The following is a 19,404-nucleotide window of genomic DNA, read 5'->3' as shown; positions in this document are numbered from 1 at the left end:
GACCTCTTTATCACATTGTGAACAGCACAACTGTGGTACTATAATACCTAACAACCTAATCGTTTCCAGCAAAAAATCCCGCAGATTTGCGGGATTCTCTCTTGCATCAATGCGCTAACATTTCTTGGGCGATTTCTTGACCAGATAGGTTATCTGGGTAGTAGGTTGGCCAGTTATCCATTTCTTCAAAGAGGGCTTCTTGGCTTGTGCCTCCAAAGAAGATATGGAAATGTTCTGCCTTGACTGGGGCGATATTGTGGTCACTAAACTGAACATACTTGAACTGTCCAGCGTCCGCATCTGTCGCTTCAAAGAGGAAGCGCACACCACGATTGCCTTTCTTATAAGTCAAGATTTTCTTGCCGACATACTTATAGGTGAATTTCTTGCTTTGGCCACCTTGAACAAATTCCATAGTGTTATCCGTGATGTTGATTTTGGTCACATCTGTCTGATAGCCTTTTCTATAGTAAGCCTTATACTCATCCTTGGTCATCTTACCAGTCAACTTAGCCTTGTAGTCAAAGACTTGATCAAAAGTTCCATCCTCAAGGAAAGGATAGACAGACTGCCAGTTGCCAGCATAGTCACTCAAGGTGCGGTCCTTGACATCTGCATCCTCAAAGTAACCATTGTGAACTGTCTTGGTATTTTCTTCCTTCTCTGGTTCGATTTCTGGTCCTTCTTGGTCCGTTGTCTGTTTCAAAGCCTTGAGGTTTTTCTCCATCACGGAGATATAGTCCTCACCAGCCTTGGTTGCTTCTTCTGTTAGACTTTCTAGCGGATTGAGCACGTCTAGTTTGACACCTGTTTCTTTTGAGAGTGTATTGGCGAGGGCTTGTGAAGCATTTTCTTCAAAGTAGATATAAGAAATCTTGTTTTTCTTGATATACTCTGTCAATTCTGCCAAACGTGCTGCTGATGGTTCTGCATCTGGTGAGAGACCTGAGATGGATACTTGCTTGAGACCGTAGTCCAAGGCAAGATAGTTAAAGGCAGCGTGCTGGGTCACAAAGCTCTTTTGTTTCGCTTGAGATAAGCCATCTGTATAAGCCTTATCCAATGCTTGCAATTTTTCAATGTAGGCAGCTGCATTCTTCTCAAAAGTCTCTTTTTTATCAGGATAATCTGCTGACAAGCTGTCACGGATATGCTCTACCAGTTTGATGGCGCGTGCTGGTGAAAGCCAAACGTGGGGATCGTAGTCGTGATGGTGACCTTCACCACCATGATCATGCCCTTCCTCTTCTTCCTCACCACCTGGCAAAAGTAACATATCACCTGTTGCCTTGATGGTTTTCACTTTTTTCTTATCCAAGGATTCTAGCAATTTTGGAACCCAAGTTTCCATATTTTCATTTTCATAGACAAAGGTATCTGCGTCTTGGATTTTGGCAACTGCCTTGGCAGACGGTTCGTACTCATGGGGTTCTGTACCAGCACCGATGAGAAGTTCTACATTAGCAGTATCTCCTGCGACTTGTTTGGTAAATTCGTAGACAGGGTAAAAGGTTGTCACGATATTTAGCTTCCCATCTGCCTGTTTTTGATTGGAACAAGCCACTAAAAACAGGGCACATAGACTAGCTAGTAGTAAGCTCAGTTTTTTCATTTCATTCTCCTATTTGATAAAACGTTTCAGTAGACTGACTAACAAAAAGACAGCTACAAAGATAATGGTGATACTAGCGCTGGCAGGGGTTTCCGCATAGTAGGAAATATAAAGTCCTGCCACCATTCCCAAAAAGCCAATAGCGCTGGCTAGTAACATAACGGATTTGAAGTTTTTCCCCAGACGAAGGGCAATACTAGCTGGCAAGACCATAATGGTCGATACCAGAAGAGCTCCTGCTGCAGGAATCATAAGGGCAATGGCCACCCCTGTCACCATGTTAAAGAGGATAGACATGGTACGAACGGGCAAGCCATCCACAAAGGCCGTGTCCTCATCAAAGGTCAGGATATACATTGGTCGCAAGAATAAGAAAGTCAAGAGTAAAACGACCGCAGCAATGGCAAAGAGGAAAATCACCTGCTCCTGGCTAATGGTCACAATCGAACCAAAGAGATATTGGTCCAAACTCATGGAGCTCGAACTTTTCCCCTTACTCATGACAATCAGAGACACTGCAAGTCCTGTTGACATGAGGATGGCAGTTCCGATTTCCATAAAGTTCTTATAGACTGTCCGGAGATACTCCAAAAAGACCGCAGCGATCAAGACAATGGCAATGGTTGAAATGGTTGGAGAAATTCCCAAAACCAGACCAAAGGCTACTCCTGATAGAGAAACGTGACTGAGGGTATCACTCATGAGACTCTGACGACGTAAGATAAGGAAGGTCCCAAGAACTGGAGAAAAGAGACTCATGGCAATGACCGCCAAGAAGGCACGCTGCATGAAATCATAAGATAACAAACTAAGCATGTTCCACCTCCTGATCGCTTTCGTGAACGTTGAAACAACGCCATGGCGAATCTTGGTTACGAACTAGATGAATATTGCGATCCGCATAGTCCTTGACTTCCTCAGGGTCATGGGTAATCATCAAAACAGCCTTACCATGATGGTGGGCACTATGGTGCATGAGTTCGTAAAATTCATTTTTGCTTCCAGCATCCATCCCTGTTGTCGGCTCATCCAGGACAAAAATATCTGGGTCAGAAGCAAACATCCGGGCAATCACTGCTCGTTGCTTTTGCCCTCCCGAGAGGGAACCAATTCGTTTGTCACGATGTTCCCACATACCAACTGAGTCTAGACTAGCCTTGATATGCTCCTCATCATGAGCATTCAAGCGACGGAACCAGCCTTTTCGCGGATAACGACCCGACTTGACAAATTCATAAACCGTACTTGGAAAACCAGCATTAAAACTGGCTATCTGCTGGGGAAGATAAGCTATCCTAAGTTTTTTCCCATGAGTGTTTGTCTTTGAGATGGTTACCTTACCAAATCTTGGCTGCAAGATGCCTAGGCTCGCCTTGATAAGCGTTGTCTTGGCAGCTCCATTTTCACCAGTCAGGGTGACAAACTCCCCACTATCAACACTATAGTTGATGTGCTCGAGGACAGGTTCCTTGTCATAATAGAAAGACAAGTCCTCTACTGTAATATACCGCATTATTTGATTTCTCCTACTAAAGCAGTTAAAAACCGCTGGATAACTTCTTGTTCATTTGGAGTAAACTGACTTGCCACTTGTTCATAGGCTAAGAGCGTGTGTTCATGATGATGGTGGTGTTCCTCTGCCACTGGTCGAGCCAGCTCTGTCAGTTGATAAAAGATCACACGCGCATCTTTGGGATCTCTGGATGTCTCTAACATACCCTCTTTGACCAAAGATTTGATAGCCTTGGTCACTGCCGCCTGACTGACATTAAGGCGACGGGCCAACTCCGAGTTGGTTAGGGATTCTTCTGACAAGAGCATGAGGATGTGTTCCTGAGTATTGGTCAAGGCAACGTCACTCGTGCAATGCCCGATTAGAATTTCATGCTGGTTCTCAGATCTCAAGATCACCTCGTTTAAAAAGTTATCGATTTCCTGCGCAAGCTGTCTCATGTGTTACTCCTTCCCTAGCTATCTTTTTCGTAAAAAAACATAGATAGCCACCGATTCTTTACTGGTTAATTATATCATAAACCAAAAAAGAGTCAAGGGAAAAAGGCGTAAAAACGTTTCCCTAGACTCTTCTAGATGTAAAATTTAACCTATTTTTGCTTTGGTTTTCGACTCGATAAGATACCTGCCAAACCAGCTACCATTCCCATCAAGAGCAAGAAGATGGACTGTTCGCTTCCTGTATTTGGGAGGGCCTTTTCTGAGACAACTGCCTTCTTGCTAAATTGACCTGCCACCTCATAAGTCAATGGCACATTTGTAGTCGCATCGCTAGCAGCTGCATTCGTTTGAGGCGTTTCTACTGGTAGACTAAAGTTTTTAGAATCCACAGAAATCGTCCGTGAGTTCGGATTGATCTTTTCATACTGGGTCAAATCAGCGGTTTTCAGATACTCTTCAAAGGCAGCATCCATAGAAGGACCTTCTTCTCGCGCACCACCTAACATCGTGTAGCCATCACCACCCGCAGCTAAGAAATCATTGGTTGCAAGATAGTACGTCTTTGCAAGGTCTAGAAGATCATAACGACCAGTCGTGCGGTTTTTGACCTGGATGGCCAAGACACGTTTGCCTGATGGTAGGTTGGTATCATAGTAGACCTTCACACCTGAAACTTGCAAGAAACCACCACTTGGCTCCAACAATGGTTGCCCGTTCTCATCCAAGACCTTCTTGCCATCCTTATCGACCTGCAAGATAGATCCGAGTGATTTTTCAAACATATCCAATACTTGTTGCCCAGTCACTTGTATTTGTGAGATGGTATTTCCAAATGGAAGAACGGCAATGACATTTCCTTTAGTGATCGGTTTGCCTTTTGCAATGGTTTCACGCAAGCCACCACCATTTGTCACAGCGATGTCAGTCGGATGGCTAAATCCTGTTTGACCATACTGATAGAGCGAGTCTGCCACGACGTTTCCGAGGTTGGTTTCACGGACCCGAACATTTTCACGATCACCGTTTAGTTCTACAGGGCTGTTTGAAACAATCTCAACTGCATTTTCAGCATCGTATTTTTGTTTAATGTCTTTGACTAGTTTTTCAACTGTTGGATTGGCTGGTAATTTTTTAGCATCAGCAGCCGGAATCTGAGTTGGATTGCCCAAAAGCTGACGTGATTTGTAGATAACCTTCCCAACATTATGAAGGTAACTTCCTGTTTGGTTATAGGTAACATTGTCGCCATAAGTTGTGGAAGCTACTGTATGAGAATGCCCATCAATAACTGTCACACGTTTGCCTTTGAGACGAGGATTTTTAGAGAGAGCTTCTGCCAAAGTTGAACCACGCCATTCTACTGGGGTTGTGGTATCCACACCCAAGTGAGCCAGCACAACATAGTGTTTGTAGTCCTTACCTTCTGCACGAGCCTTGGCTTGAACTTCTTCGATGACCTTATTGACTTCAGAGATTGGATCTGTAAAAGTTACCCCTTTGACATTTTTAGGGTGAGTTTTGGTTGCTGTTTCAGGTGTTGTCACGCCGATTACAACAAACTCATCACCTTCCACAGTCTTATCTTTATCAACGATTGTAGAAGCTTCAAAAAGACGAGCTCCATTGACATAAGTATTTGAGCTAAGTAATGGGAATTTCAAGATTTCCTTGTATTTCTTAGCTTCGTCTAAACCAAAGTCAAACTCATGATTTCCTACTGCCATGGCATCATACTGCATCTGATTGAGAATTTCAGCACGCGCTTCACCCTTGGTAGAGTTGGAAATCGGCAAACCTTGGAAAGCGTCTCCCGCATCAACAACTAGAGTATTTTGAGTTGATTTCGCACGTTCCTGCTCAATGACAGTCGCTAGCTTGGCATCTCCAATTACGCCCTTTTCCTCTACAATACGGCCATGAACATCATTGGTGTGTAAGATAACGGTGTCTTTTTCTTCGCTTTTAGGAGATTCAACAGGAGCTTCCTTTGCTTCCGTCGATTCAGCACTTGTAGGACTTGCCGCCTCTGTTGTTGGAGCTGCAGGAGTTTCTGAAGTTGCTGAATTTGCTGGATTTGCTATAACTGCAGGACTTTCTGCAGGGGCAGTTGCTTCTTCAGCATAGACCTGTCCAGCTAAGAAGGCTGGAGCTAACAGGGCTGTCGATAAGACAGGTAATAAAGAACGTTTGTTCATTTTAAAATCCCTTTCTTTTCTTTTTCTCTTTTATATTATACGCTATTTCTAAAAATTTTGAAACTTTTGACCTATTTTCATCTTAAATATTCGCCATTTAAACAAAAAAGCTTGGGTTTAATTCCCAAACTTTTAGACCATTCTATTTGAAATCTTTGATGTTCCCATCATAGGTCGCCCAGTCCTTGCTAAAGAAGCGGTCATTCATCTTGTAGTCTGGAGCTGGTTTCGGATCCGTCAAGAAAGGATTGACAACCTTATCAAAAGCTAGCCAACCTAACCATCCTAGATGAATGGTATCCTTAACAAAATAAGGGTCCCCTCCATTTTTTGAAAAATCAGCAATATTGGTAAAACCCTGACTTTCTAATTGGTAACGAATTTTCTCCACTGCATGCTGGTACATCTCTTCACTGAGCCCTGTGTACTCCATCCACTTCTTGTTAACCGGCTGAATGACAAAGAGCACATTGACATTCGACTTAGCAAATTGATTGAGGACCAGCTGCAAATCATTGTATTCAGAGGACTTGAGGAAGTTGTAATTTTTTTGATACCCTTCCCATTTTTTTAAATCCTTTTGAATCTCTCTCGTATAGAAATGATTTTCCATCCCCATATCGTTATTGGTCGTATTTGCTTCTGCGTCCTTACGAACAATTTTTTCTAACTCATCATAAGAAAATTGATCCGGAAGATCTTTTAAATAGTTCTCCACGTGTTCCTTGTACTTGAGTTGTCCTCGAATGGAGAATTGTCCAAAGAGAGCGGATTGTTTTTCGTTGAATCGCGCAAAAATATCAATAGCAACCTGATCAACATCTGATAATTCTTCACCCTTTGACAGTTTTTGAACAATGCCTTTCAATGCAACATTAGGATTCTGCTTTAACAATCGAATAGCCGCATGCTTTGCAGCAATGTCACCAGATTGATTTCCCAAAAAAGCTGTTAATTGGTCACTGTTAAAAAATCTCTGAAACGCTGCGGGTTCATAATCTGTCTCCGTAAACCACTGAGGCGAAATCACAAATACAGCCTGCTTATTCTCTATTTCTGGCAAAATTTGCTGTAGACCAAAATATTGATTGAGAGAGGCTGCTCCTGCTTGACCTAGAAAGTAAGGACGATAGGGACGATGGTATTTTTCTGCTAAAACAGCTGGATGGACACTATCAAATCGAATCCATTCACTGGACCCTAGAAAAGGAATAAAACGCATATTTGGATCCGTAAGAGCCCTTACTTTTTGGCTTCTCTCTTTAAAACTCTCTGCACTAACAGAAGCCGCCGAGTATTTCTCCTCCGTCAGATTATGGCTTGTTGTACCTGGATAAAAAAAGATGAGTAGAAGAACCAAAAATCCAGCAATGAAGATAGGCCCGAAGATCAGCCACAAGCGTTTAAGCATTCTTCAACTCCGTAATACCTTCTACGATTTTATTAGCCGTATTCCAGTCATCACGACCGAACTCCGTCACTGGAACACGAATGTCAAAACGGTTTTCAATCTCCACAATCAATTCAACCGTTCCCATGCTATCCAAGACACCGGCATCAAAAAGATCTTCATCCATCATGTCAGAAACATCTTCCATAAACAACTCATCAATAATTTCAATAACTTCTGATTTGATATCCATTTTTTATATCCTTTTATTTTTTAAACCATAAATCATTCAAAAATCCAGAAAAGATTAAGAATGAAACCATCACGACATGGAAGGTGACAACCATGCCAAGCAACTGAATCCAGCGATTCTCAGGTAAGGAACCCTTTCCAGCTTTTTTCCGTTCTTTATTGAGCGCTTTTTTCTTACGAACCCAAGCGTCATTGATGACCAGCCCAATCCCATGAAAAAGTCCGTAGGCGATGTAGTACCAGGTCACACCATGCCAAAATCCCATAATCAGCATATTGAGAATATAGGCTACACTTGAGGTCACATTGCGATTTTTAAAGACCTTCTTTCTGGTCAACACCATGACCATCCGCATAAAGACAAAGTCACGGAACCAGAAAGACAGACTCATGTGCCAGCGATTCCAAAACTCTTTTAAATCCCTTGACAAAAAGGGCTTGTTAAAGTTGACAGGACTATGAATACCCATCAAGTTTGAAATGGCTAAGGCAAACATAGAGTAGCCCGCAAAGTCAAAGAAGAGCTCCAGACCAAAGGTGTACATGACCGCTAAAGCGTAGAGGTTAAAGAAACCACCTGTCTGCAAGGCCAAATTTTTCAGCGGAGGCAATAATGTCTCTCCTAAAATGTGAGCCAAGATAAACTTGTAGAGGAAGCCAAGCATGATATATTTGACAGCCTCTTCTAGCATATCCATCAGCTCATCCCGCTCAGGAATGGTCTCGTAATTTTCATTGAAGCGTTTAAAACGATCAATAGGACCACTTGAGAAAGTCGGCATAAAGAGAAGAAAACGTAAGAATTGCCAAATCGTTAAATCCTTGATGACACCGTCTCTCAACTCAACGATAACCCCAACTGCACGAAAGGTTAAGTAAGAAATCCCTAAAAATCCAAACAAAGATTGAGGTCCATGAATAGCAGGAGATACTTTCACAAAGACAATAGGCAATAGGGATAGAAAACTAACCAGGTAAAATATCCATTTACTATCCCGTTGTTTCCTGTACCTTTTGTAGAAAGATACAAGAAGTACTTGCCAGATAACATAAAGGATCAAAGCGCTTATTTGATTCGTCTTTCCACCAACCAACATGGTGACGATAAAGAAGAGACTAACGAGCACCTCGTACAAGGCAAAACGTTTCTTGAAAAAAAGACCGATAAAGATAGGTAAAGTTGCAACAATTACGTATAAAAAGTACTGAAGATCACCATAAGGTTCCAAATGAGGTAGCTGTTTATAAAGCTCCATCATCTACTGTTTACCTCGTTAATCAAGCTCTTGATATCAATTTTACCATTAGGCGTTAGCGGCAAACTATCTCGATAAAGAAACTTAGAAGGCATCATATAGGACATCATGATATCTGCTAGGTCTTCTTTGATAGCCTTGGTAATATCGATATCACGTTCAAACTGCTGACGGACACCGTCTTTTAGGATGACATAGGCCAATAGATTTTGCACCTTGTGGTCCTTGTTATAACGTGGGACAGCAACAGCAGACTCGATAAAGCGAGACTTGTTGAGGTTTTGAGAGACATCTTCAAGCTCAATGCGATAACCATTAAACTTAATCTGGAAATCCATGCGTCCACCATAGAGAAGCAAGCCCTCATCTGTCATGGTTCCTACATCCCCTGTGTGGTAGGCTGGTAGTCCTTCAAACTCAAAGAAAGCTTCTGCCGTTTTTTCAGGATTATTCATATAGCCTTTTGAAACAGCTGGCCCTGAAACGATAATTTCTCCTTGCTCACCATTTGGAACTTTCTTACCTTCCTCATCAATGATAAAGGTCGGAGAATCCGCCTTGGTATAGCCGATTGGCAGGCGTTTGAGAGTCGTCAACATCTCATCAGTGACGGCAACTGCTGACAAAGCTACTGTCGCTTCTGTTGGACCGTAGGCATTGATAATACGGGCATCTGGGAATCGCTCGCGCAGTTTTTGAGCCGTTTTGACTGTCAATTCTTCCCCATCAAAGTAGAAATGCGTGATGTCAGGCATTTTCTCGCTGTTGAAGTCTTCAGACAACATGGCCATATCCGCAAAGGATGGTGTTGATGTCCAGATAGCGATTGGCAATGAAAAGATGGTCGCAAAGAGTTGCTTAAAGTCCTGAGTGATGGCTGAAGGAAGAGCGAAGAGCGTACCACCTAGTGCCAAGGTCGGCGCCCAGTACATGACAGACAGGTCAAAAGAATAAGGTGGCTGAGCCAGCATTTGTGGACGACTTGGCGTCGCAAATTCCTTGTCTGTAATCATCCAGTTGGTAAAGCTGAGGAGATTGTCATGGGAAATCTGCACTCCTTTAGGCTTACCAGTCGTACCAGAAGTAAAGATGATGTAGTAGTTGTCATCTCCCTTGACTGGATGGGTCATCTCGTAGCTAGAAGCTTGAGCAAAGGCTTCATGGACTTGCTCTAAATTCAGTATTGGTATACTTGTCTGCTCTAATGGAAAATCTGAAATAGCAATAATCAAGCTCGGTTCTGCAACTTCTACGATAGCAGAAACTCGTTCCAAGGCCGAATGGCTATCAATTGGAATGTAGGCATGGCCTGACTTAGTTAGCGCTACAAAGGTAGCCAACATCTCATATTCCTGACCACCAAAAACGACGACTGGAGATTTCTCAGGCAAGCCTAGTTGGTCGATAGCTGCAGCCAAACTATCCGAATCAGCCTTCAGATCACCATAAGTATGCTCTTGCCCCAAAACATTGTAAACTGGATAACTGGCTTGTGTCTGAGCAAAGTGCTCAATCGTTTCAATCATATCTTTTATCGGTTTATTAAACACTGTTCCTCTTCTCCTTTAAACTAGAACTCATTATAAATAAAGGTGCCTTGGCTCTGACCAAGGTAACTAAAAAAATAAAGCAAACCAAGTAAGATTACAAAATATAGAGCCGTCCGGCCTAAGAATACATGTAAATTTCGTTGTTTTTTCATAAGCTATCCATTAATATATTATTTCTATTAACTATCAGTATGTATTGTTAGTATCTTATCTTCCTAACATTTTACCACTTTATCAACCTTTTTTTCAACTGTTTACCATAACTTAAAAATTGGTTTTAGCTTATTTTAAGATAAGTTAAAATATTAATGTTTTGGCCATCAAAAAAGAGCCTGAGATTTTCATCTCAAACTCTGTTGCCAATAACTCTTTTATCTTAGAAAAGTGAAAATACGAGAACTGCTAGGGCCGCTCCGAGGATAGGTCCTACAACAGGAATCCAAGCATAAGACCAGTCTCCATCTCCCTTGTTTGGAATTGGCAAGATGCTGTGCATGATACGAGGTCCAAGGTCACGGGCTGGGTTCAAGGCATAACCCGTTGTCCCACCTAGTGAAAGACCGATACCAACAATCAAGGTCCCCACTGCAAAGGTCCCTAAACCGGCTTGAAGGTCATAGAGCCCCAAGGCAAAGATTGTCAAGAGCAAAACAAAGGTTCCAAGGATTTCGCTGATCAAGTTGGATACTGTATTCTTGATTGCTGGTCCAGTACTAAAGGTCGCTAAGATATTCCCTGCATTTTCTTCTGCCTCATAATGTGGTTTGAATTGCAACCAAACCAAAATCTGAGCCACCATCGCTCCTGCGAATTGGGCTAGGATATAAGGGAAAACAGAACCCCAAGAGAGTGTTCCTTTTAAGGCCATAGCAAACGTCACAGCTGGATTTAGGTGGGCTGGACTGAGCGTGCCAGATACAAAGGCCGCAACGGCTACAGCAATTCCCCATCCCATAGTAATCACAATCCATCCTGAATTGTTGCTCTTAGTTTTGGGAAGAACCACACCTGCAACAACACCATTTCCTAGGAAAATCAGGATTAAGGTCCCCAAAAATTCTCCAAATAATTCTTTCATCATATCTTTGTCTCCATTTAAAAGAAGGAGAGAGAAGGCAAGGAAGGCTTGTCTCCCTCTCTTCTAGTTTCTCTTAATTTTTCAATTCCGCTAGATCGTTGTTAGTAAGGGCTGCTTCAACATCCGCACGATAAGTTGCTTTTTCTTCATCAGACCAGTCATAGAATCGTCCCATTTCATCCAGAACTGGCTCAACGATGCTATCTAAACTATCACGCATAAAGAGCATGTGGTTGGTACGACGAAGAAGAAAGTCAACTGGGCTCAGAGCCAACTCATTGCGCATTGCATAGTGAAGTGACAAAGTGTCTGCCAAGCTGAGTCCTGGCGCTTGTTCCAAGCTGTGAGCAAGGGCAAAGACTTTCGGTGCATTTGAACCGTAAAGATTTGCAAGATAGTGGGCTTCCTTGCTATCCAAACCACGTGAAACTCCAAGTTGAGCAAAGGCTTCGATTTCTGAGTCCACATTTGCTGGGTTCAATTCTCCACCTGAAACAGGATAAGTCTTCGAGTTAATGAGTTTAAAGCTGCGGTCAAATTCGGCTTTGAGGATATCGACTACGCGCTCCATAGCTCCTTCAGCCATCTTACGGTAGTCTGTAATTTTACCACCAGCAAGGGTCAAAAGACCATTATCATCACGATCCAAGCTCGAACCACGAGAAACTGCAGATGGGTCCAAATGTTTCTCAGATGTGCTGCTTTCAAGCTTGCTGACAGCAGATTCAACATCTTCACGTGTTTTTTCTTTCGATAGATAAGCTTCGACAGTCGCAATCAAGTTGTTAAAGCTTTCGTCGCTAATGGTTCCGTTATTTCCGCCATTGTAGTCAGAAGCGCTATTGCCTGCAATCAATGGACGAAGACCAGCCCAGCTACTTTCGATATCATCAATGGTGATGTTGGCTTCTGGGAAGCGGTTGTTGACAATACCAAGTAGATAATCTACATCTTCCTGAGTCACTTTTGGATGTTCCAAATCGCCTGTGTAGTCTGTATCCGTTGTACCAAAGTAAGTCTTGTTTTCACGTGGGAGAACAAAGACCATACGACCATCTCCCAAACCTGTGTCAAAGTAAACCGGCTGTGAAACCTTGATCTTGCTTGAATCCACTACCAAGTGCACTCCCTTAGTTGGACGCATTTGTGAGAATTGGGTTCCCTTATTAGACAAATTACGCACCTTGTCGCTCCAAGGACCTGTTGTATTAATCACCAGACGAGCCTTAATTTCAAAGACTTGGTCTGTTAACAAATCACGAGCTACAACACCTGTAATCTTGCCATTTTCATCAAAGAGGAAGCCTTCTGCCTTAACATGGTTGGCAATGAGAGCACCGTCTTGGTTGGCACGTTTGATGTTTTCAATCACGAGACGCGCATCGTTGTTACGGAAGTCAAGATAAACCCCACCTCCTACCAAACCTTCTTTCTTCAAGTTTGGCTGGCGTTCCAAGACTTGATCCTTGCTCAAGACCTTGTTAGCAGCTGGTGTGTTGCTAACACCTGCCAAAAGGTCATACAAGTCCATGGCTACTTTGAGACGGAAAAGGCTAAAGGTCGCTCCATCCTCATCGTAAACTGGCAAGAGCATTGGATCTGGTTTTGGAATATGTGGAGCAATTTGTTGAACCACCGCACGTTCAGAAACTGTATCTGACACCACTTCTACGTCGAATTGTTTGAGGTAACGCAGGCCTCCGTGGACCAATTTTGTTGAACGGCTGGATGTCCCTTCTGCGAAGTCCTGCATTTCAATCAAACCAGTATCAAGACCACTGGCTGCCGCCTGCAAGGCTACCCCAGCACCGGTAATCCCACCACCAATAATCAGGAGGTCCAGGGTGCGTTCCTGCATTTTTTTAATTGATAATTCTCGTGTTTTCTTTGAAAATTCCATATTTACACACTTTCTAACTGAGTCGCTTTATTCTTCCAGTATTAGTCATCGATTTCCGCAAAGACTTGAGTTGCTTTCACAGCCTTCTTCCAGCCCTTATAAAGTTGTTCCTTACGAGATTCGTTCATCGATGGTTCGAAGAGTTCTCCTGTCTCATTCAAGAGTTTCAACTCATCCAAATCCTTCCAGTAACCCACTGACAATCCTGCCAGGAAGGCTGCACCTAGGGCAGTTGTTTCCAAGTTTTTAGCACGGGCAATATCGATTCCCAAAATGTCAGCCTGGAACTGCATGAGGAAGTTGTTCATGGCTGCACCACCATCTACCTTCAAGACTTGGATAGCTGTCTGCGCATCCACTTGCATGGTGTCGATGATGTCGCGTACTTGGTAAGCGATGGATTGCAGAGTAGCCTTGATAAAGTCTTCTTTGCTTGTTCCACGAGTTAAGCCAAAGACTGAACCACGAGCATTTTGATTCCAGTATGGAGCCCCTAGACCTGTAAAGGCAGGTACGACATAAACTTCGTCATTGTTGTGAGAATTGAGAGCATATTTTTCAGACTCTGGTGAATTTTCAACCATGCGAAGTCCATCACGAAGCCACTGAATGGCACTTCCTGCGATGAAGATAGAACCTTCCAAGGCATAGTAAACCTTGCCGTTGATTCCGTAACCAATGGTTGTCAAAAGGTTGTTTTCAGACAACTGCATCTCTTCACCAGTGTTCATAATGATGAAAGAACCTGTTCCATAAGTATTCTTGACCATCCCTGGTTCAAAGGCCAACTGACCGAAGAGGGCTGCCTGTTGGTCCCCAGCCATACCTGAAATTGGCACTTCTCCACCGTAGAAATGGAATGGAGCAGTCTTGCCGTAGATTTCAGAGTTAGAACGAACTTCTGGAAGCATAGCCTTAGGAATGTTGAGGATTTCCAAAATCTCATCATCCCATTTAAGATCCTTGATGTTATAGAGCATGGTACGAGCTGCGTTTGAGTAGTCAGTTACGTGAGCTGCGCCGTCAGTCAATTTCCAAACCAGCCAAGTATCAATGGTACCAAAGAGCAATTCACCCTTTTCAGCTCGCTCTTGAGCGCCTTCTACATGGTCCAAAATCCAACGAACCTTGGTTGCAGAGAAGTAAGCATCGATGATCAAACCAGTCTTTTCATGGAATTTTTCCACATAACCTTGGCTTTTTAGTTGTTCAGCCAAAGGAGCAGTTTGGCGTGATTGCCAAACGATAGCATTGTAGATAGGGAGACCTGTTTTCTTATCCCAGACGACAGTTGTTTCACGCTGGTTGGTAATCCCGATGGCCTCGATTTGACTTGGTTTCACACCACTTTCGATGAAAGCACCCGCGATAACTGACTGAACAGAGTTCCAAATTTCATTGGCATTGTGCTCAACCCAACCTGCTTGAGGGAAAATCTGAGTGAACTCTTTTTGACTAGAGCTGACCTTTTCTCCTTTTTTGTTAAAAATGATGGCACGAGAACTGGTAGTTCCTTGGTCAATGGCCATGATGTATTTTTCTTGTGACATGTGCTGTCCTCCTGATAAAATCTTGAGGGGGTTCCTCTTTACAGTAACTAGTATACAAAATAAAGCGCTTTCTTGTTTATCAATTTTTTTTAAATTTTAAAAAAATGTGAGGAGATTGTGCGAATTTCACAAAAAAGACCTGAAAACTCAGGTCTTTTAGGCAAATAGCATCTGACGGATCGTAGCTAAATCTTCCATATCCAAATCATTTTTCAAATAGTAGATAGGTGTTTGTTCTTTCTTATGGATAGGGTTGTTAGTAATTAACAAATCATAATGTCGACTGGGGTCATAGGCTTCAATAGTAATGAAACGATTGTATTCCAAATACCGTTTCAAAATGGCAGCCATCCTAGAAAAGACAAGGAAACCAGATGTCAAATCCAGACCAATCCTCATATGTTGGCCACCATTTTCTGCCATATACTCTATCAACTGGAGCCATTCCCAGAGAATTTTCTTATCCAAATCCGTTCCCTGATGAAAGGCTGGCAAGATATGAAAAATTCTCTCTGCAGTCCCTTTAAAATCATGTTCCATCAGCAAATAGGGATGGCGATTCTCTGTCTGGTATCTGTACTGATCTTGTAAAATATAGCCCTTGTATAGATAAATTTGACCACAGAGCTGGCTGAGTTCATAGGTGACATGGTCCTCTGTGTAGTCCCCCAGCAGCTCCTCCTTCTTCATCTCTTGAATCAATTGCGTCAGCAAATCAGCTAATTGCCCACCAAAACCAAGGATATACTCCATAGTATGAAGGGGCAAAATACGATGGGAAAGGAGAAATGAAAAGAATACCATCATCTCACCATCCTCAGTTCCTAGAGGGATATGTTGCCCAGCAAAAAAGGACGAAGCCTTTCGAAGCAAACGAAGATAGAAAATATTGTCAAAATACCCTCGCATTTTTTCTTCTATAACCTGAAACTGACAGGCATTGACCCGAAGACGCTGTTGACTGATATGAGCCCAGAGAACCAAGTCCAATTTCTGCCCCGAAGACAAGCTAGCACCGCAGATTTCTTCTAGGGTAGCAATCTCTTGTTTTCTCTCAGCTTTCTGCATGTGACCTTCCCACTCCTGACTGGACCAAATCTTGCGGAAAAGACAGAAATAGAAATAGCGAATCTGATGCTCCGGACCTCGCCAACGGCCATTTTGGATGGATAAGTCAAACTCTGACAAAATCTGATTTAGACTAGCTAAGTGGCGACCAAGCGTGGCCTCGCTAATCATCAATTCTTGAGCCAACTGATGAGCTAGAAACTGTTGGTGATAGAGAAGGTAAACCAAAATTTGGTACTTAATGGCATTGTCTAGAAACAAGCTCCGAATCTCTCTCCCCTTGGTAGCTGCACCAATCGACAGACGCAGATTTTCATCTTCCAAATGGATGGTCAGCTCTAAACCTCTTTCCAAGGCATTTTCGTTAATCAGAGAAATGTACTTGGTTAAGGTCGCCTTTGAAAAACCTGTTTCTTCCATGGCTTCCTTGACGGTTGTCTGCGAATCTTGTAATAGAAAGGAAAGGACTAAAAATTGACCAGATTCTGCTTTTTCCATCAAATCGCCTAAATACATTTGTTACCCCTTTCATTTTCTCCTACAAGAATAGCATAAATCTTAGAAATGCGGAAATAATCTGTTTCTCATTTTATTTTAAAGTTGATTTCCTCGTCATTATTCCAGAGAAACAGCAAACACACGACTCCCCCTTTAGGCATTTTTATGCTAAAATAGTAGCTATGGATAAAATTATTAAAACTATATCAGAAAGCGGCGCCTTTCGTGCTTTTGTCCTTGATAGCACTGAAACCGTCCGCACTGCTCAAGAAAAACATCAAACTCAAGCCAGTTCAACCGTTGCACTTGGCCGTACCCTTATCGCTAGCCAAATTCTCGCAGCCAATGAAAAAGGAAATACCAAACTAACTGTTAAAGTTCTTGGAACCAGCTCTCTCGGTGCCATCATCACGGTCGCAGATACCAAGGGCAACGTCAAAGGTTACGTTCAAAATCCAGGCGTTGACATCAAAAAGACTGCAACGGGTGAAGTCCTAGTCGGACCTTTTGTTGGAAACGGTCAATTTCTCGTTATCACAGACTACGGTACTGGAAATCCTTACAACTCCATGACTCCTCTCATTTCTGGGGAAATCGGTGAAGACTTGGCCTATTACCTTACTGAAAGCCAACAAACCCCTTCAGCAGTCGGCCTCAATGTTCTTTTGGATAAAGACGACAAGGTCAAAGTTGCCGGAGGTTTCCTTCTCCAAGTATTGCCAGGGGCCAAGGAAGAAGAGATTGCCCGCTTTGAAAAACGCATCCAAGAAATGCCAGCCATCTCAACCCTTCTAGAAAGCGATGACCATATCGAATCCCTTCTCAAGGCCATCTATGGTGACGAATCTTACAAACGCCTATCTGAAGAAGAAATTCGTTTCCAATGTGACTGCAGCAAAGACCGTTTTATGAACGCTCTTGCCAGCCTTCCAAATTCAGACCTTGAAGAAATGAAAGAGGAAGACCACGGGGCAGAAATCACTTGTCAATTCTGCCAAACAACTTATAACTTTAATGAAAACGACCTGGAGGAACTCATTCGTGACAAATCTTAATACACCTTTTATGATTGGCAATGTTGAGATTCCCAATCGTACTGTTTTAGCACCCATGGCTGGTGTCACCAACTCAGCCTTTCGTACCATCGCAAAAGAGCTCGGGGCTGGACTCGTTGTGATGGAAATGGTCTCTGACAAAGGAATCCAATACAACAACGAAAAAACTCTACACATGCTTCACATCGATGAAGGCGAAAACCCCGTTTCTATCCAACTCTTTGGTAGCGATGAAGACAGCCTAGCACGCGCAGCAGAATTCATCCAAGAAAATACCAAAACTGATATCGTTGATATCAACATGGGCTGCCCTGTCAACAAAATCGTGAAAAACGAAGCTGGTGCTATGTGGCTCAAGGATCCAGACAAGATCTACTCTATTATCAACAAGGTCCAATCTGTCCTTGATATCCCCCTCACTGTCAAAATGCGCACTGGCTGGTCTGATCCATCCCTAGCCGTGGAGAATGCCCTCGCAGCTGAGGCTGCAGGTGTCTCTGCCCTCGCTATGCACGGCCGTACCCGTGAACAAATGTACACAGGTCACGCAGACCTTGAGACTCTTCACAAGGTCGCTCAAGCTCTGACCAAGATTCCATTTATCGCAAATGGTGATATCCGTACGGTACAAGAAGCTAAACAGCGTATCGAAGAAGTCGGTGCTGACGCTGTCATGATTGGTCGCGCAGCCATGGGAAATCCCTACCTCTTCAATCAAATCAACCACTACTTTGAAACAGGAGAAATTCTCCCTGATTTGACTTTTGAAGACAAGATGAAAATCGCCTACGAACATTTGAAACGCTTGATTAACCTCAAAGGAGAAAACGTAGCCGTTCGTGAATTCCGCGGCCTCGCTCCTCACTACCTCCGGGGGACATCTGGCGCTGCCAAACTTCGTGGAGCCATTTCACAAGCTAGCACCCTAGCAGAGATTGAAGCCCTCTTGCAATTAGACAAAGCATAATACACAAAAAAACCGTAACTCACTTGGAGTTTACGGTTTTTTAGATCCTAGGAAAACCTAGGTACTATTATTGAATCAAGGCAACGCTCGAAACTTTACCATCCGCACCTGTTGTAATTTGGATGATTTTTCCTCCACCGATTTTGGCATTATACTTGCCATCATCAAGGGTGTAAGAGTAGCCTCTGATAGAATAGTTTTCTTTCTTTCCATCTGCAGTTTCTACTGTAAATTGGCCCCCTGATGAAACCGTAATAGTTTCGCCATTTGCTCCCTTCCAGTTGCCTGCAGCTGCTGAGAAGTCACCATCGACCATGGTTAAAACACCCTTGTAGCGTTTGTTGTGTTCTGCTTGCTTGTCTTGAAGTTGGCGGTCAGTTGTTGGATCATAGCCTGACTGGTTAGACTGGGCTTGAGAGTCTTGCTGAGTTGAAGGTGCCTGAGATGGGGCTTGTTGACTAGGAGCTGCTTGTTCTTGTCTTGATTCAGGTGCTGGTTTCGCTTGTGACTGATCTGCCGTTGTAGAAGACTGACCAGAAGATGCCTGAGCTTTTTCAGATGAAGCTGAGCTTGAAGATTTTTGTGTCTTGCTTTCTTTGCTAGAAGAAGCTGCTTTAGAACTTGATGATTGACTTGTCTTTGCAGAGCTACTGGTTTGAGTGGATTCGTTTTTATTTCCACAAGCTCCTAGTAGCAAGGTAGAAGCCAATACAGTCGCTGCCATCAATTTGATATAGGTTTTCTTTTTCATTTTTCTACTCCTTTGTAACATTTTTGAAATGTTAGGAAATCTTTTTGTAATATAATTGTAACATTGAGCCTTGAATCTGTCAACTATTTAGAGAAACTATTTTAAAAAATTTCTCTCTACTATTTCTATTCGTAATAAAACAGAAAAATAGAAAATTTTTTAGATAAGAGTCCTATTTTTACATCACCTTTGTGTAATCGCTTGCATTGTGTTAGACAAAGGAATATAATAACATTGAAATAGAATATAGGAGGTATGCTCTTATGCTAAATAAGTATTACAAGTATCTTCCTTGGTTGATTTTGGGAACAATTGGCTCTTATCAATCA

At 42.8% G+C, this 19,404-nt stretch carries 17 protein-coding genes; 2 read left to right on the top strand and 15 right to left on the bottom strand.

Annotated elements, in window-relative coordinates:
• Positions 1 to 106 precede the first annotated feature (106 nt).
• The 14 genes from adcA to GMD4S_RS03135 form a co-directional block, all read right to left on the bottom strand.
• Positions 107 to 1,612 carry a zinc ABC transporter substrate-binding lipoprotein AdcA gene (gene adcA / locus GMD4S_RS03200; RefSeq protein ID WP_000736541.1) on the bottom strand — a complete coding sequence of 502 codons (1,506 nt, stop codon included), beginning with the start codon at positions 1,610 to 1,612 and terminating at the stop codon, positions 107 to 109.
• Positions 1,613 to 1,621: 9 nt separating this feature from the next.
• Positions 1,622 to 2,428 carry a metal ABC transporter permease gene (locus GMD4S_RS03195; protein WP_000950023.1) on the bottom strand — a complete coding sequence of 269 codons (807 nt, stop codon included), beginning with the start codon at positions 2,426 to 2,428 and terminating at the stop codon, positions 1,622 to 1,624.
• The gene (locus GMD4S_RS03190; protein ID WP_001269483.1) at positions 2,421 to 3,125 is read right to left on the bottom strand and encodes a metal ABC transporter ATP-binding protein; all 705 of its coding nucleotides are present in this window, start codon (positions 3,123 to 3,125) and stop codon (positions 2,421 to 2,423) included. The genes GMD4S_RS03195 and GMD4S_RS03190 overlap by 8 nt, the downstream gene beginning before the upstream one ends.
• Complete coding sequence (gene adcR, locus GMD4S_RS03185) at positions 3,125 to 3,565, bottom strand: zinc-dependent transcriptional regulator AdcR (protein ID WP_001249328.1); 441 nt, start codon at positions 3,563 to 3,565, stop codon at positions 3,125 to 3,127. Before adcR ends, GMD4S_RS03190 begins: the two co-directional genes overlap by 1 nt.
• Positions 3,566 to 3,714: 149 nt before the next feature.
• A complete protein-coding gene (gene nt5e / locus GMD4S_RS03180) occupies positions 3,715 to 5,760 on the bottom strand; it encodes a cell surface ecto-5'-nucleotidase Nt5e (protein ID WP_001042691.1) in 2,046 nt (681 codons plus the stop codon).
• A 142-nt stretch (positions 5,761 to 5,902) separates the two neighbouring features.
• Positions 5,903 to 7,171, bottom strand: a complete 1,269-nt coding sequence (gene dltD / locus GMD4S_RS03175; protein ID WP_000919834.1) for a D-alanyl-lipoteichoic acid biosynthesis protein DltD — start codon at positions 7,169 to 7,171, stop codon at positions 5,903 to 5,905.
• Positions 7,164 to 7,403 (bottom strand): D-alanine--poly(phosphoribitol) ligase subunit DltC, encoded by a 240-nt coding sequence (dltC, locus tag GMD4S_RS03170; protein WP_000351972.1) that lies wholly within the window; start codon positions 7,401 to 7,403, stop codon positions 7,164 to 7,166. The genes dltD and dltC overlap by 8 nt, the downstream gene beginning before the upstream one ends.
• Before the next feature lie 13 nt (positions 7,404 to 7,416).
• Positions 7,417 to 8,661 (bottom strand): D-alanyl-lipoteichoic acid biosynthesis protein DltB, encoded by a 1,245-nt coding sequence (gene dltB / locus GMD4S_RS03165; RefSeq protein WP_000970394.1) that lies wholly within the window; start codon positions 8,659 to 8,661, stop codon positions 7,417 to 7,419.
• Positions 8,658 to 10,208, bottom strand: coding sequence for a D-alanine--poly(phosphoribitol) ligase subunit DltA (gene dltA / locus GMD4S_RS03160; RefSeq protein WP_008276430.1), 1,551 nt, complete (start codon positions 10,206 to 10,208; stop codon positions 8,658 to 8,660). The genes dltB and dltA overlap by 4 nt, the downstream gene beginning before the upstream one ends.
• A gap of 20 nt (positions 10,209 to 10,228) precedes the next feature.
• Positions 10,229 to 10,360: a teichoic acid D-Ala incorporation-associated protein DltX gene (locus GMD4S_RS03155; RefSeq protein ID WP_008276434.1), complete on the bottom strand. Its 132-nt coding sequence runs from the start codon at positions 10,358 to 10,360 to the stop codon at positions 10,229 to 10,231.
• Positions 10,361 to 10,584: 224 nt separating this feature from the next.
• The gene (locus tag GMD4S_RS03150; protein WP_000975167.1) at positions 10,585 to 11,289 is read right to left on the bottom strand and encodes an MIP/aquaporin family protein; all 705 of its coding nucleotides are present in this window, start codon (positions 11,287 to 11,289) and stop codon (positions 10,585 to 10,587) included.
• A gap of 70 nt (positions 11,290 to 11,359) precedes the next feature.
• On the bottom strand, positions 11,360 to 13,186 hold the full coding sequence (gene glpO, locus GMD4S_RS03145; RefSeq protein ID WP_000395889.1) for a type 1 glycerol-3-phosphate oxidase: 1,827 nt from the start codon (positions 13,184 to 13,186) through the stop codon (positions 11,360 to 11,362).
• A gap of 41 nt (positions 13,187 to 13,227) precedes the next feature.
• The gene (glpK, locus tag GMD4S_RS03140; RefSeq protein WP_000076794.1) at positions 13,228 to 14,736 is read right to left on the bottom strand and encodes a glycerol kinase GlpK; all 1,509 of its coding nucleotides are present in this window, start codon (positions 14,734 to 14,736) and stop codon (positions 13,228 to 13,230) included.
• 156 nt (positions 14,737 to 14,892) lie between these two features.
• Positions 14,893 to 16,320 carry a helix-turn-helix domain-containing protein gene (locus tag GMD4S_RS03135; RefSeq protein WP_000280554.1) on the bottom strand — a complete coding sequence of 476 codons (1,428 nt, stop codon included), beginning with the start codon at positions 16,318 to 16,320 and terminating at the stop codon, positions 14,893 to 14,895.
• Between the two features lie 164 nt (positions 16,321 to 16,484).
• Here GMD4S_RS03135 and hslO point away from each other — a divergent pair, with 164 nt between their 5' ends.
• Together hslO and dusB are read left to right on the top strand one after the other, a co-directional pair.
• Positions 16,485 to 17,357 (top strand): Hsp33 family molecular chaperone HslO, encoded by an 873-nt coding sequence (gene hslO, locus GMD4S_RS03130; protein WP_000357863.1) that lies wholly within the window; start codon positions 16,485 to 16,487, stop codon positions 17,355 to 17,357.
• Positions 17,344 to 18,324 (top strand): tRNA dihydrouridine synthase DusB, encoded by a 981-nt coding sequence (gene dusB / locus GMD4S_RS03125; protein ID WP_000183317.1) that lies wholly within the window; start codon positions 17,344 to 17,346, stop codon positions 18,322 to 18,324. Before hslO ends, dusB begins: the two co-directional genes overlap by 14 nt.
• 67 nt (positions 18,325 to 18,391) lie before the next feature.
• Here the strand turns inward: dusB and GMD4S_RS03120 are convergent, their stop codons facing one another.
• Complete coding sequence (locus tag GMD4S_RS03120) at positions 18,392 to 19,075, bottom strand: hypothetical protein (protein ID WP_000730896.1); 684 nt, start codon at positions 19,073 to 19,075, stop codon at positions 18,392 to 18,394.
• Between the last annotated feature and the right edge of the window lie 329 nt (positions 19,076 to 19,404).

The sequence above is a fragment of the Streptococcus sp. GMD4S genome (assembly GCF_000296955.1).
This window is presented reverse-complemented; position numbering and strand designations above follow the sequence as displayed.

Bases quoted from the DNA above. Each gene is read 5' to 3' on its own strand.
- adcA (WP_000736541.1), bottom strand. From the start codon at position 1,612: ATGAAAAAACTGAGCTTACTACTAGCTAGTCTATGTGCCCTGTTTTTA.
- GMD4S_RS03195 (WP_000950023.1), bottom strand. From the start codon at position 2,428: ATGCTTAGTTTGTTATCTTATGATTTCATGCAGCGTGCCTTCTTGGCG.
- GMD4S_RS03190 (WP_001269483.1), bottom strand. From the start codon at position 3,125: ATGCGGTATATTACAGTAGAGGACTTGTCTTTCTATTATGACAAGGAA.
- adcR (WP_001249328.1), bottom strand. From the start codon at position 3,565: ATGAGACAGCTTGCGCAGGAAATCGATAACTTTTTAAACGAGGTGATC.
- nt5e (WP_001042691.1), bottom strand. From the start codon at position 5,760: ATGAACAAACGTTCTTTATTACCTGTCTTATCGACAGCCCTGTTAGCT.
- dltD (WP_000919834.1), bottom strand. From the start codon at position 7,171: ATGCTTAAACGCTTGTGGCTGATCTTCGGGCCTATCTTCATTGCTGGA.
- dltC (WP_000351972.1), bottom strand. From the start codon at position 7,403: ATGGATATCAAATCAGAAGTTATTGAAATTATTGATGAGTTGTTTATG.
- dltB (WP_000970394.1), bottom strand. From the start codon at position 8,661: ATGATGGAGCTTTATAAACAGCTACCTCATTTGGAACCTTATGGTGAT.
- GMD4S_RS03155 (WP_008276434.1), bottom strand. From the start codon at position 10,360: ATGAAAAAACAACGAAATTTACATGTATTCTTAGGCCGGACGGCTCTA.
- GMD4S_RS03150 (WP_000975167.1), bottom strand. From the start codon at position 11,289: ATGATGAAAGAATTATTTGGAGAATTTTTGGGGACCTTAATCCTGATT.
- glpO (WP_000395889.1), bottom strand. From the start codon at position 13,186: ATGGAATTTTCAAAGAAAACACGAGAATTATCAATTAAAAAAATGCAG.
- glpK (WP_000076794.1), bottom strand. From the start codon at position 14,736: ATGTCACAAGAAAAATACATCATGGCCATTGACCAAGGAACTACCAGT.
- GMD4S_RS03135 (WP_000280554.1), bottom strand. From the start codon at position 16,320: ATGTATTTAGGCGATTTGATGGAAAAAGCAGAATCTGGTCAATTTTTA.
- hslO (WP_000357863.1), top strand. From the start codon at position 16,485: ATGGATAAAATTATTAAAACTATATCAGAAAGCGGCGCCTTTCGTGCT.
- GMD4S_RS03120 (WP_000730896.1), bottom strand. From the start codon at position 19,075: ATGAAAAAGAAAACCTATATCAAATTGATGGCAGCGACTGTATTGGCT.